Here is a 12,905-nt window from a genome sequence, read left to right as displayed (position 1 = left end):
CCTCTCAAATCAATACACACGCGCCTTCGGCTCGATCTTCTGCGGATCCATGCCTTCGGCGATCAGTTCGGTGTGAACCGGACGGTAGTCGAGTTTCACTTCGCCTGAGTCGTTGACCCAGGAGAGCGTGTGCTTGCGCCAGTTGACGTCGTCACGGCCGCCGAACGGACCGTCGGTGAAGTCTTCCCGTGCATGCGATCCGCGGCTTTCCTTACGGGCTTCCGCGCCGTAGATCGTGGTGATCGCGTTGGCCATCAGATTGTGCAGTTCGAGCGTCTCGACCAGATCGGAGTTCCAGATCAACGAACGGTCGGTGACCTTTACGTCAGAAAGCTCCTTCCAGATCGCCGACATGCGCTCGCAGCCCGAGGCCAGCGATTCCTGCGTACGGAATACGGCAGCGTCGTCCTGCATGGCATGCTGCATCTTTTCGCGCAGCACCGATGTCGGTGTATGACCATTGGAGAACCGCAGCTTGTCGAAGCGATCCATGATCTTTTCGCAGGCAGCCAGGTTGAGCTGAGGGATTGGCGCAGCGCGATCGATGACTTCGGCAGCGCGGATGGCAGCAGCACGTCCGAAGACGACGAGGTCGATCAGCGAATTGGAGCCAAGGCGATTGGCGCCATGAACCGATGCGCAGCCGGCTTCTCCGACAGCCATGAGGCCCGGAAGGATGCGTTCCGGATTTTCACTGTCCGCATTCAGCACTTCGCCCCAGTAGTTCGTCGGGATGCCGCCCATGTTGTAGTGCACCGTCGGCAGGACCGGGATCGGCTCGCGCGTCACGTCGACGCCGGCAAAGATCTTTGCCGATTCCGAGATACCGGGCAGGCGCTCGTTGAGAACAGCCGGATCGAGGTGGTCGAGGTGCAGGTAGATGTGGTCCTTGTTCTTGCCGACGCCACGCCCCTCGCGGATTTCCAGCGTCATGCAGCGCGATACGACGTCGCGCGAGGCAAGGTCCTTGGCTGATGGAGCATAGCGCTCCATGAAGCGCTCGCCTTCCGAATTGACGAGATAGCCGCCTTCGCCGCGCGCCCCTTCGGTGATGAGACAGCCGGCGCCGTAGATGCCGGTCGGATGAAACTGCACGAACTCCATGTCCTGCAGCGGCAGGCCGGCACGCGCCACCATGCCGCCGCCGTCGCCGGTGCAGGTATGGGCGGACGTTGCCGAGAAATAGGCACGGCCGTACCCGCCGGTCGCAAGCACCACCATCTTGGCGGAGAAGCGATGGATGGTTCCATCGTCGAGGCACCAGGCCATGACGCCGATGCACTTCGAGCCGTCTTCCGACATGATCAGGTCGAGGGCGAAGTATTCGATAAAGAATTCGGCGTTGTGCTTCAGCGACTGTCCGTAAAGCGTGTGCAGGATAGCGTGGCCGGTGCGGTCGGCAGCAGCACAGGTGCGCTGCACGGGCGGGCCCTCGCCGTAATTCTGCATGTGGCCGCCAAACGGCCGCTGGTAGATCTTGCCTTCCTCGTTGCGCGAGAAGGGGACGCCGTAATGCTCGAGTTCGTAAACGGCCTTAGGCGCTTCCATCGTCAGATACTGCATGGCATCGACGTCGCCGAGCCAGTCGGAGCCCTTGACGGTGTCGTAGAGATGCCACTGCCAGCTGTCCGGCGTCATGTTGCGCAGCGACGCAGCGATACCGCCTTGAGCGGCCACCGTGTGCGAGCGGGTCGGGAATACCTTGGTGATGCAGGCGGTCTTGAAGCCCTGTTCGGCCATGCCGAGCGTGGCGCGGAGACCCGCGCCGCCGGCACCGACGACGATCACGTCATAGGAGTGATCGACGTACTTGTAGTCCTTGCCGGTCCGTTCGGGCCCATTCTGATTGGGTGAGGTTGGTGCCATGATGCAATTATCCTACGAACGCGATTTTCAGAATGGCGAAGAGACAGAGCCCAGCGACGACGATCGAAAAGAACGTGTTGAGCATCAGCAAGACGAGTTTGCCGACTTCGCCATGGACGTAGTCCTCGATGATCACCTGCATGCCGAGCCGCATGTGGATCACGCCCGAAATCACCATCAGCGCGAAGATCACGGCGACAAACGGGTTCGACAGCGCGTGCACGACAACAGCATAAGGTGCGCCGGCGTAAATCATCAGGAAGACGACGAAGAAGATAAACAACGGCACGTTGGCGACGGCCGTCAGCCGCTGGCGCCAGAAATGCTCCGTGCCGTCCTTGGCCGAACCGAGACCGCGAACGCGGCTGAGAGGGGTGCGCATATCCATGACCAGAACCCTCAGAAACGCATCGCCAGGGCAACAGCCCAGACGATGGCGGTGAGACAGAGCGAACCGATCAGATTGGCGATCGCCAGCTTGGTGGAAAAATGCTTCTCGAAACCATGGCCGAGATCCCACATAAAATGGCGGAAGCCGCCGAGCATGTGGTGCAGCAGCGCCCAAGTATAGCCAAGCAGGATCAGCCGGCCGATGATCGTGCCGAGAAACCAGTTGGCCCAGTCGAAATAAAACTGGCCCGACGCGGCGGCGACAAGCCACCAGACGACCAAAAGCGTGCCGACGTAGAGCGCTCCACCGGTAATGCGATGGATGATCGACATGGCCATGGTCGGGATGAGTTTGTAGATTTGAAGATGCGGCGATATAGGCCGATTATGTGTGACGTTCGCCATCAAGACCTCGCGGCGTTACGATGCGCTTCCAATGCGGGCAATCCCGGGCAACACACGAATGACAAAGTCCTATGTGCGTTGCATCAGTCGCGTGGTTTAATCACCGAAATGCCTGCCGACAAGCACTATTGCAGTCCATAGAAAATTTAATCGATTGACGTCATCCACACGCCGATTTCGCCGTATTACTCTCTTGCGAGTTAACCATCCGGGTGGATTTGTCGCCCGCTGCGTGGACTTGGTCTTCCACTTCCGGCACTCTTCCTTAACTTTTTGTTAACGGTTATTTGTCCGGAGGCCGGCATGCCTGGTGTTTTCTCGCGAATCGGTACGATCCTTGGCGCAGCAGCACTGAGCGGAACCCTGGCGTTGCCTGTTCTGGCGAACGACTACCACGGCCACGGCCGGACCATTTTCCATCAGGGAGCGCACGCCTCCGGCTTTCGGAACCGCGAGGCCGGTGGACACCGCTTCTACGCCGACGATCGCAGCCCGCGCCAGGGCCATGAACACAGCCGTTTCGATCCCAGCGGTTATCGCAGCCATGCGCCCGAGCGCCAATTTACCGACGGGCACATGCGTAGAAACCATTTCCGGATGCTGGCGTCCCGGGATTTTTCGACGCGGCGTGGCGGTGGCATCGCCGTTATCGAGCGCCGTCAGCCGGACTATAATTTCATCAGTAATTACGCCGGCTCGGTCGATGTCTACCATGCCAATGGCGGCACCTATATCACCGGCTATGGCGACGGCGGCTACACCGGGTCAAGCGCCCCTGTCATGGCGCCGCGCGCAAAAATCATCGATGTCGCCCGCACGCGCAACGGCTGCGCCTACGAAAACGGCGTCTGCGTCATCAGGCCCTGATCGTCAGTCTGCGGAGAACCGCCACACGGTCGTCTTCTTGATGTCGCTGTCCTCGAGGGCGCGCGTGACCGGCACTTCATAGGTCGCCTGGAATGTGAGACCCGCTTTCGGCAGGTAGGCTCGCCCGGGATCGCCGACGAGAACGACGATGCCCCGGGAGGTGAGTGCCGATAGCCAGGGGACGAGCCGGTCTGCAAATTCGCGATCGTAGAACACGTCGCCAGCGAGCAGCACGTCCGCGTCGACGGGAAGGCCGACGATATCATCGCCGGAAAACCCGATATCGGCCCGATTTTCCGCAGCATTCAGCCGCACTGCCGTTTCCGCCCACGGATCGATATCCACCGCCAGCACCTTTGCAGCACCCGCATGTGCGGCGGCAATGGCCACCAGCCCCGATCCACTGGCAAAATCCACCACACGCTTGCCGGCGACGACATCGGGGTTATCGAGCACGAAACGCGCCAGGCCCTGGCCTCCCGCCCAGGCAAAGGCCCAGAACGGTGGTGGCAGGCCGATCTCCTGCAGCTCCTCCTCGGTCTTCAGCCAGAGGTCATGGGCTTCGCTCGCCAGATGCAGCCGGATCTCAGGCACATGCGGCGGCGCCAGCACATCGGTGTTAGCGCGGATAAAAGCTTCCGGCTCGGTCTTCACTCGCGGCTCAGCGGGGCGGATTGTCGAGGCCGCCCATCCGGCAGACCTCCAGATATTCCTCGTCGGTGACCGGCTGCACGGACAGCCGCATCGAGGTCACCAGCGACATTTTCGCCAGCTTCTCGCTCGCCTTGACATCCTTCAGCGTCACCGGCTTCGGCATATCGCAGACGGCGCGGATGTCGACGCAATCCCACTTCGGATCGCCCTTGGCGCTGGAATCCGGATGCGACAAGGCACAGACCTCGACGATACCGACGATCTCGAGCCCTTCGTTCGAGTGGTAGAAAAAGCCCTTGTCGCCGATCTTCATCGCCCGCATGTGGTTGCGCGCCAGATAGTTGCGCACGCCGGTCCATTCGGTGCCGGCCTCGCCCGCATCCTTCTGCGCCTGCCAGCCCCAGGTCTTCGGTTCGGACTTGAACAGCCAGTGAGCCACGATCACGCCTCCGGCTTGTTGAATACCCAGTTGAACGGCTTGACCTCGACGCTTTCGAACAGGCCGGCCTTGGCATAGGGATCGGCATCGGCCAGGGCCTGCGCATCGGCGAGCGACGCCGCTTCGACGATCACCAGGCTGCCGCAGGGCTTTTCATCCGAGCCGAGGAACGGGCCGGCCATCTTCAGCGTGCCCTCGTCATTCAGCTTGTTCAGATGCTCGACATGGGCAGGGCGGGTGTCCATGCGGACATGTAGATGGTCGGGTTTGTCCTTGCAGAGAAAAGCGAAAAGCATGGGTTTGCTCCTGTTTTGTGGTCAGATCTATTCGGTGGTGATCGGCCGCGTCATCAATTGTTCGATGGCGTCGGAAATATCGAGCGTGCCGTCGATAATGGCCGCAACCGCTTCGGTGATCGGCATGGCGATGCCGAGTTCGGCGGCAAGCCGAACGGCGACGGAAGCGGCAAGCGCCCCTTCGACCAGTCCCCCCTGCGCCGGATCCCGAAGCTCGCCGCGACCAAGCGCGATGCCGAAGCGCAAGTTGCGCGACTGGTGGCTGGTCGCAGTCAGCACGAGATCGCCAAGGCCGGAGAGGCCGCGCACCGTCTCCGCCTGCCCGCCCTGCGCGCCGACGAAGCGCGACATCTCGGCCAGTCCCCGGCTGATCAGCGCCGCGCGGGCCGAATCGCCGATGCCACGGCCTTCGACGATGCCGCAGGCAATCGCCAGCACGTTCTTCAGCGCGCCGCCCAGCTGGACGCCGATCCGGTCATCGGAGGCATAGAGCCGGAATGTCCGCCCCGAAATTGCCTGCGCCAACCGTTCGGCATCAGCCATGTCCCCGGCGGCGACAGCCATTGCCGTCGGCAGGCCCTTCGCAATATCGGCGGCAAAACCGGGGCCTGAAAGTACAGCGATGGCATGATGCGGCAATTCGCGTTCCAGCATTTCCGTCAACAGCGAGCCGGAAACACGATCGATACCCTTGGCACACGTAACGACGACGGCATCCTTCGAGAGGTATCTTCCATACTGTCGCGCTGCATCTGCCTGTGCCTGGGAGGGCATCGCAAACAACACGATATCGGCATGGGAAACCGCATCCGGTTCGGCGGAAAAGGTGAGACCGCCCGGAAGCGCAATGCCGGGCAAAGCCGCTTCGTGCCGGCGCTCGGCGGCAAGTTTGGCCATCAGCGCCGCATCGCGGCCGACGAGCACCACCTCGTGGCGGCCGGCCTGGGCAATGACGGAGGCCAGCGCCGTTCCGAAGGCGCCGGCGCCGATAACCGCGATGCGCTCCGTGCCACTCATGATTTTGCGCCCCGACGGCCGTGGCCGATCAGCGCCGCAGCATTAGCGTCCAGCGGCCAGCGCGATCGCGGCGCCACCGAGAGATCGTCTGCAGGTTCACCGGTTGCCATCCGCTCGAGGCCGGCCCAGGCGATCATCACGGCATTGTCGGTGCAAAGATGCAGCGGCGGAGCGATGAAGCGGAAGCCCTGCTGGTCGCATAGCTCCTGCAAGGTCCGGCGCAATTCGAGATTGGCGGCAACACCGCCGGCAACGACCAGCGCCGGACGATCCGACAATTGCGGAAACTCGGCCTTGAAGCGTTGCAGCCCGCGCCCGATGCGATCCTTCAGTGTCCGCGAAATGGCCTTCTGGAAGGAGGCGCAGATATCGGCGATATCCTGATCCGAAAGCGGCGCGATCTCCATTGCGGCCTGCCGCACGGCAGTCTTCAGGCCGGAAAAGGAAAAATCGAGCCGCGCCTCACCGACCAGCGGCCTGGGGAAGACGAACCGGTCGGCATTGCCGGTCTTTGCCGCCTTTTCCACCGCCGGACCGCCGGGATAGGGCAGGCCCAGCAGCTTGGCCGTCTTGTCGAAGGCTTCGCCGAGCGCATCGTCGATCGTCGTGCCCCAGCGCTCGTAGACGCCGACGCCGCGCACCAGGATCAGTTGCGTGTGGCCGCCGGAGACCAGCAGCATCAGATAGGGAAAGGCCAGCCCATCGGTCAGGCGCGCCGTCAGCGCATGGCCTTCGAGATGGTTGATGGCATAGAGGGGCTTGCCCGAGGCACGCGCCATCGCCTTCGCCGTCATCAACCCGACCAGCAGACCACCGATCAGGCCAGGGCCGGACGTTGCGGCAATCGCATCGACGTCGGCAAGCGACACATTGGCGCGTTTCAAAGCTTCTTCGATAAGCGTATCAAGCGCCTCGACATGGGCGCGGGCCGCGATTTCGGGGACCACGCCGCCATAGGCACTGTGCTCCTCCATCTGGCTGAGAACGACGTCGGACAATACAGAGCACTGCCCGTCCGAACGGCGTTCGACAACGGCAGCGGCGGTTTCGTCGCAGCTTGTTTCGATGCCGAGAATGCGGAGAAAGGGCGTCATGGAACCTGAACGTCGGATTGCGGTGCAGTCTAAACCTGTTTACGAGAACTGTCGGTAACAACGGATCAATACGGATGCAAACGAAACCTTTCCGGATCGGCACACGCGGTAGTCCGCTTGCGCTGGCCCAGGCCCACGAGGCGCGAGACCGGCTGATTGCCGCCCATGGCCTGCCCCCGGAAATGTTCGAGATCGTCGTCATGACGACAATGGGCGACCGCATTACCGACCGTTCGCTGGCTGAAATCGGCGGCAAGGGGCTGTTCACCCAGGAACTCGAACTGCGGCTTTTGACCGAGGACCTGGACTTTGCCGTGCATTCGGCCAAGGACATAGCCACCAATCTGCCCGAAGGCCTCTATCTCTCCGCCTTCCTGCCGCGCGAAGATATCAGGGATGCCGTGATCGGCCGCACGGCGCCGAGCCTGATGGAATTGCCGCAGGGCGCAACGGTCGGCTCTGCATCGCTTCGCCGGCAGGCACTGATCAGACGCATCCGCCCGGATATCAATGTCATCGTCTTTCGCGGCGCAGTCGACACGCGGCTGCGCAAGTTGCACGAAGGCCAGGCCGATGCCACGCTTCTGGCCGTGGCCGGGCTGAAGCGACTGGGCAAGGTCGACGTGCTTACCGAGATACTCGACCCCGACGCCTTTCCGCCGGCGCCGGCGCAGGGCGCAATCGCCATCGAAAGCCGGGTCGGAGACATCAGGACCGACGCGCTGCTGGCGCCGATCAACGACATCCCCACCTTCGACACCGTCTCCTGCGAGCGCGGCTTCCTCGCGACGCTCGACGGCTCCTGCCGCACGCCGATTGCCGGCTACGCAACCTGCGACGGCGACAACCTGCGCTTTTTCGGCATGATCCTCACCCCGGACGGCCGCATCGAGCACAACATCACCGTCGAAGGCCGGCGCTCGGATGCCGAAGCCCTTGGCGCTGCGGCCGGCGAGGCGGTGCGTGACAAGGCCGGCCCGACCTTTTTCGATAGCTGGAGCTGACCGATGCGCGTGCTCGTCACACGTCCCGCAGCATCGGGCGAGCGCACCGCGAAAAAGCTCGAAGCGCGCGGCCATGAGGCACTGCTCTTGCCGCTGACGGCAGCAGTCCACGATCCCGAGGCGGCATCGGCGGCACTGGACAACTCCACCGGCGCCATTGCCGTTACCAGCGCAGAGGCGCTCCGTGCATTGCAGGCCATCGGCCCGGCGCTCTCCGCACATATCGGACGACCGCTCTTTGCCGTCGGCAAGGCAACCGCCGAAAAGGCAGTCGCAGCCGGTTTCACCACTGTCCACCATTCCCAAGGCGATGGCACTGAACTTGCCGATCTCGTGGCCAGCCAGAAATTCTTGTTGGGTGATCGTCCGCTGACTTATCTCGCAGGCTACCCCCGCGCGTCAGGCTTCGAAAAGCAGCTTTCCCTGCACGGCGTCCCGTTCGACTGCATCGAATGCTACCGCATGGAGCCGGTAGAGCCGCCTGAAACACTGCTGCAGAGCCTTTTCAGCGACGTTCCTGTCGATGCAGTGCTCTTCTACTCCAGTCACACCGCCAGACGTTTTTTCGGCCTCGCTACAGTATCCAGGCATCTGGAGAAGCTGAAAAAGACGCGACTTCTTTGCCTGAGCGCGACGATTGCCACAATCGTCCCCTACCCGTTGCGATCAGCGGTCGAAATAGCGGAGATCCCGGAGGAAGACAGCATGCTCGGCCTTCTCGATCCCGATCCGAGCGCTAATTTGATCTAAGCTCTTTCCATAAACCGCTTCACTGTCTACCTTCTTCGCAGTGCATCACATGAGGACGCCATGATCCCCGGTAATCCGCCGCATCATACGAAGCCCGACGAAGAGCCCGTAACGATCGATCTGGAAGCCAACGCGGCTGACCGCCGCGAAGCCGAGATCGAAAGTCACAAGGACGAAATCGGCACCTCCGCCACGGACACAGTGGACATCAAGCCGCAGCCCGAGCCGGAACCGGCATACGAGCCCGCCGGAACAACGCCGACAGAGCCACCGGCCCCGACAGCCACGGCACCCGCCAACAGCACCACGGGACTGATTGCAGCCGGCATCGTCGGCGGCCTGATCGCGCTGATCGGTGCCGGAGCGCTGCAATATGCAGGCGTCCTGCCCGCCGCTTCCGGAAATGATAAGCAGCAATTCACGTCGTTGGACGCTGAGATCGACGGGCTGAAGCAGAGCGTCGCCAACCTGGCCACCTCTCCCGCAGCAACGCCGGATGCCGCGCTGGAAGCACGCATTGGCGCGCTCGAGACAGCCCTAAAGAACAACCCGCAGGCAGCAACCGCCAACGGCGCCGTCGACACCGCCTCCGCCCAGAAAATTTCCGATCTGACGGCCGAAGTCGACCAGCTCAAGGCCAGCCTGACGCAGACCTCGCAGACGCAGGCCACGACCGGCGCCGACATCAGCAAGCGGCTGGACGATGCTGAAAAGAAACTGAACGACCCGGGCAAGGATGTCGCCGTTGCCCAGGCAATCGCTGCTGCCGGCCTCAAGGCGGCGATCGATCGCGGCGGCCCGTTCCGCGCCGAACTCGACACCTTTGCCGGCGTCTCTCCTAACGACCCGACAGTGGAAACCCTGGGCAAGTTTGCCGAAACCGGCGTGCCATCGCGCGCGGAACTGATCCGCCAGGTCCCGGATGTTGCCACCACCATCATCGGTGCGACAGAAAAGCCGGCTGAAACCCAGGGCTGGAGCGACCGCCTGATGGAAAGCGCCAAGTCGCTGGTGACCGTTCGCCCCGTCGGCAATATCAAGGGTGACGGAGTCGACGCCATTGCCGCCCGCTTCGAGGACAAGATCCGCAACGGCGACCTGCCGGGCGCTGTCAGTGAGTGGAATAGTCTCCCGGAAACCGGCAAGATGGCATCGGCGGCGTTCAAACAGTCGATCGAAGCCAGGATCAAGGTCGAGGATCTCGTCGGTGAAACCCTGTCGAAGGCGATTGCCGGCGCCGGCAAGCAGAGCTGAGGTAAGAACATGATCGTCAGACTGCTTGTCTTTATCGTCCTGATCCTTGCACTCGGTTACGGCTTCTCCTGGCTGGCCGATCGTCCGGGCGACCTGTCGCTGATGTGGGGTGGCGAGCTATATCAGACCAAGCTGATTGTCGCCGCCAGCCTGCTGATCGCCATCGTCGCTGCTGTCATGATCGTCTGGTCGCTGCTGCGGATGATCTGGACCTCGCCCCATGCCGTCAGCCGCTATTTTCGGGCCCGCAAGCGTGACCGCGGCTATCAGGCATTGTCGACCGGGCTGATTGCCGCCGGCGCCGGCAATGCGCTGCTGGCCCGCAAGATGGCTGCTCGTTCGCGTGGCCTGATCCGCGCCGACCAGGAACCTCTGATCAGCCTTCTCGAGGCGCAGGCAGCGCTGATCGAAGGCAACCACGACGAGGCGCGCGCCAAGTTCGAGCTGATGGCCAAAGATCCGGAGACCCGGGAACTCGGCCTCCGTGGCCTCTATCTCGAGGCCAAGCGCCTCGGTGCCGATGAAGCTGCCCGGCAATATGCCGAACAGGCTGCAGACAAGGCGCCCTACCTGCCTTGGGCAGCACAGGCGACGCTCGAATATCGCAGCCGCGCCGGCCGCTGGGACGATGCCATCCGTCTTCTCGACCAGCAGAAGGTCGCAAGGGTCATCGGCAAGGACGAGGCGAACCGACTGCGCGCCGTGCTTCTGACGGCACGCGCCACCGACCGGCTCGACGCCAACCCGACCGGTGCGCGCGACGACGCGCTGGCCGCCCTGAAGCTTTCCGACAATCTCGTGCCTGCCGCGCTGATTGCCGCCAAGGCGCTGTTTCGCGAAGACAAGATCCGCAAGGCAGCAGCGGTGCTGGAGGATGCCTGGAAGGTTTCTCCCCATCCCGAAATAGGCCGCGCCTACGTTCGCGCCCGCAGCGGCGACAGTGTGCTGGATCGCCTGAAACGCGCCGAGAAGCTGGAAGCGCTGCGACCCAACAATGTGGAAGCATTGCTGATCACGGCGCAGGCAGCACTCGATGCCGGCAATTTTGCTGTCGCCCGCAGCAAGGCGGAAGCCGCCGCCCGCATGCAGCCCCGCGAGGGCGCCTTCATGCTGCTCGCCGACATAGAGGACGCCGAGACACGCGACCAGGGACGCACCCGCCACTGGCTCGCCCAGGCCTTGCGCGCACCGCGCGACCCGGCCTGGATGGCCGATGGTTTCGTGTCCGACAAGTGGCTCCCGGTTTCTCCGATCTCGGGCAAGCTCGATGCCTTCGAATGGCGGTCGCCTTTCAGCCAACTTGAAGGACCGGTCGAGGAAGGCACGGTCGCCTCTTTCGAGACGGCGCTCCGCAACCTGCCGCCGCTGGCGGATCTGCGCCCGGCCGCTGCTCCAGTTTCCGGGCAACCTGTCCAGGAGCCACCTGCTGTAGCCAAGCCTTTGCCATCGGGACCGTTGCCAGCCAACTCTCCGCCAGCCAAACCCATGCCGGCCAGAACGCAGCCATCGACGGCGCTGGTCACCGTGACAAAACCCGAAAGCCCGAAAAAGCCCGAGCCCCGCCCCTTCTTTGGCGGCGCCCCGGACGATCCGGGTGTCCGCACCACAAAGGCAGATCTGGAGCCCAAGACCCGGCTGAAGCTTTTTTAAGAATGAAACCGCATGTTTGAACGCTTCCAGGAATTCTTTCAAAGTCTGACGACAGATCATTCGAAGCCCGGCCTTGCGCCCGACGATCCACGGATCTCGGTGGCGGCGCTCTGCATCCAGGTGATGGAGGCCGACGGCAAGGTCGAGGCCAGCGAGAAGAAGGCCCTGCGCCGGTTGCTCAAGGACCAGTATGGCCTCGATGGCCGTGAGCTGGATGCGCTGATCGCGGCAGGCACCGAGGCCGAGAACGAGGCCGTCGACTATTTCCGCTTTACCTCGGATCTCAAGCGCCATCTCGACAGCGACCAGCGCATAGAACTGATCGGCATCCTCTGGGATATCGTCTATGCCGATGGCGAGCGCAGCGAAATGGAAGACGATGCCATCTGGCGGATCGCCGAGTTGCTGGGCGTGTCCGGCCGCGAGCGCATCATGAAGCGGCAGGAGGCAGCGGCGCGGGTGCCGGGCCTCGCCGTGGAGGCCGACGATGCGGATTGAGGCGGCCAACAGCTGCCACCGCCGGCCGATCCTGATCGTGTTGCACCAGGAGCGCTCCAGCGCCGGGCGCGTCGGGCAGATGCTGCTGCAGAAGGGCTACGACCTGGATATTCGCCGTCCCGTCCTCGGCGATCCCCTGCCGGAAACCCTTGAGGCGCACGGCGGCGCCGTTGTCTTCGGCGGACCGATGAGTGCCAACGACAGCGATCCCTTCGTGCGCTCGGAAATCAGCTGGCTGGATGTTCCGCTGCGAGAGAACCGCCCGTTCCTCGGCATCTGCCTCGGTGCCCAGATGCTGGTGCGCCAGCTCGGCGGCAAGGTACAGGCCCGGCCGGATGAAAAGGCTGAAATCGGCTGGTATCCGCTGCATCCGACCGAGCGCGGACGTCAGCTGATGCGCTGGCCGCCTATGGTCTACCACTTCCACCGCGAAGGCTTCGATCTGCCCGCTGGAGCGGAGCTCCTGGCCAAGGGCGATACCTACCCCAACCAGGCATTCCGCTATGGCGAAAACGCCTGGGGCCTGCAGTTTCACGCCGAACTGACCCGTGCCATGATGCAGCGCTGGGTCGTCCATGGTGCCCATCGCTTCGCACTGCCCAACGCCCAACAAGGTCGAGATCATCTGGAGGGCCGTATGCTTTTCGACGGTGCGCTCAGGCAGTGGCTGTCGGAATTTCTCGATATCGTCTTCGAGACGCAGGTCGCGGTCGCGGCCTGA

Annotated in this window: 15 protein-coding genes; 7 read left to right on the top strand and 8 right to left on the bottom strand. The window is 63.0% G+C overall.

The annotated features are described in order from the left end of the window. Positions 1-9: 9 nt before the first annotated feature. From sdhA to sdhC, 3 genes are read right to left on the bottom strand one after another with little or no spacing between them, the layout of a single operon-like run. Entirely contained in the window at positions 10-1,866 is a 1,857-nt protein-coding gene (gene sdhA / locus EQW76_RS12520; protein ID WP_142824708.1) for a succinate dehydrogenase flavoprotein subunit, read from the bottom strand. A gap of 7 nt (positions 1,867-1,873) precedes the next feature. Then, on the bottom strand, positions 1,874-2,254 hold the full coding sequence (gene sdhD, locus EQW76_RS12515) for a succinate dehydrogenase, hydrophobic membrane anchor protein (RefSeq protein ID WP_142824707.1): 381 nt from the start codon (positions 2,252-2,254) through the stop codon (positions 1,874-1,876). Between the two features lie 11 nt (positions 2,255-2,265). Beyond that, the gene (gene sdhC / locus EQW76_RS12510; protein WP_142824706.1) at positions 2,266-2,661 is read right to left on the bottom strand and encodes a succinate dehydrogenase, cytochrome b556 subunit; all 396 of its coding nucleotides are present in this window, start codon (positions 2,659-2,661) and stop codon (positions 2,266-2,268) included. Between the two features lie 303 nt (positions 2,662-2,964). Here sdhC and EQW76_RS12505 point away from each other — a divergent pair, with 303 nt between their 5' ends. Next, on the top strand, positions 2,965-3,528 hold the full coding sequence (locus EQW76_RS12505; RefSeq protein WP_142824705.1) for a hypothetical protein: 564 nt from the start codon (positions 2,965-2,967) through the stop codon (positions 3,526-3,528). Positions 3,529-3,531: 3 nt separating this feature from the next. Here EQW76_RS12505 and EQW76_RS12500 read toward each other — a convergent pair whose 3' ends face one another. Genes EQW76_RS12500 through tsaD form a run of 5 tightly spaced genes read right to left on the bottom strand, consistent with a single transcriptional unit; the run spans position 3,532 to position 7,028 of the window. After that, on the bottom strand, positions 3,532-4,182 hold the full coding sequence (locus tag EQW76_RS12500) for a methyltransferase (protein WP_142824704.1): 651 nt from the start codon (positions 4,180-4,182) through the stop codon (positions 3,532-3,534). A 7-nt stretch (positions 4,183-4,189) separates the two neighbouring features. Next, positions 4,190-4,621, bottom strand: a complete 432-nt coding sequence (locus tag EQW76_RS12495) for an EVE domain-containing protein (protein WP_142824703.1) — start codon at positions 4,619-4,621, stop codon at positions 4,190-4,192. 2 nt (positions 4,622-4,623) lie between these two features. After that, positions 4,624-4,917, bottom strand: a complete 294-nt coding sequence (locus EQW76_RS12490) for a YciI-like protein (protein WP_142824702.1) — start codon at positions 4,915-4,917, stop codon at positions 4,624-4,626. 27 nt (positions 4,918-4,944) lie between these two features. Next, positions 4,945-5,934, bottom strand: a complete 990-nt coding sequence (locus EQW76_RS12485; protein ID WP_142824701.1) for an NAD(P)H-dependent glycerol-3-phosphate dehydrogenase — start codon at positions 5,932-5,934, stop codon at positions 4,945-4,947. Next, positions 5,931-7,028: a tRNA (adenosine(37)-N6)-threonylcarbamoyltransferase complex transferase subunit TsaD gene (gene tsaD, locus EQW76_RS12480; RefSeq protein ID WP_142824700.1), complete on the bottom strand. Its 1,098-nt coding sequence runs from the start codon at positions 7,026-7,028 to the stop codon at positions 5,931-5,933. The genes EQW76_RS12485 and tsaD overlap by 4 nt, the downstream gene beginning before the upstream one ends. A 74-nt stretch (positions 7,029-7,102) precedes the next feature. Between tsaD and hemC the strand changes: the two genes are divergently transcribed. From hemC to EQW76_RS12450, 6 genes are read left to right on the top strand one after another with little or no spacing between them, the layout of a single operon-like run. After that, positions 7,103-8,032, top strand: coding sequence for a hydroxymethylbilane synthase (gene hemC, locus EQW76_RS12475; RefSeq protein WP_142824699.1), 930 nt, complete (start codon positions 7,103-7,105; stop codon positions 8,030-8,032). A gap of 3 nt (positions 8,033-8,035) precedes the next feature. Continuing rightward, positions 8,036-8,782, top strand: a complete 747-nt coding sequence (locus tag EQW76_RS12470) for a uroporphyrinogen-III synthase (protein ID WP_142824698.1) — start codon at positions 8,036-8,038, stop codon at positions 8,780-8,782. 60 nt (positions 8,783-8,842) lie between these two features. Further along, on the top strand, positions 8,843-10,036 hold the full coding sequence (locus EQW76_RS12465; RefSeq protein ID WP_142824697.1) for a COG4223 family protein: 1,194 nt from the start codon (positions 8,843-8,845) through the stop codon (positions 10,034-10,036). Between the two features lie 9 nt (positions 10,037-10,045). Next, positions 10,046-11,686: a heme biosynthesis protein HemY gene (locus tag EQW76_RS12460; protein WP_142824696.1), complete on the top strand. Its 1,641-nt coding sequence runs from the start codon at positions 10,046-10,048 to the stop codon at positions 11,684-11,686. A gap of 12 nt (positions 11,687-11,698) precedes the next feature. Next, the gene (locus tag EQW76_RS12455) at positions 11,699-12,184 is read left to right on the top strand and encodes a TerB family tellurite resistance protein (RefSeq protein WP_142824695.1); all 486 of its coding nucleotides are present in this window, start codon (positions 11,699-11,701) and stop codon (positions 12,182-12,184) included. Further along, positions 12,174-12,905: a glutamine amidotransferase gene (locus EQW76_RS12450; RefSeq protein WP_142824694.1), complete on the top strand. Its 732-nt coding sequence runs from the start codon at positions 12,174-12,176 to the stop codon at positions 12,903-12,905. Before EQW76_RS12455 ends, EQW76_RS12450 begins: the two co-directional genes overlap by 11 nt.

This window comes from Rhizobium sp. rho-13.1 (assembly GCF_007000305.1).
GTDB lineage: Bacteria > Pseudomonadota > Alphaproteobacteria > Rhizobiales > Rhizobiaceae > Rhizobium > Rhizobium rhododendri.
Note: the sequence above shows the minus strand (reverse complement) of the source record. Positions and strands in the feature narration are given on the sequence as shown.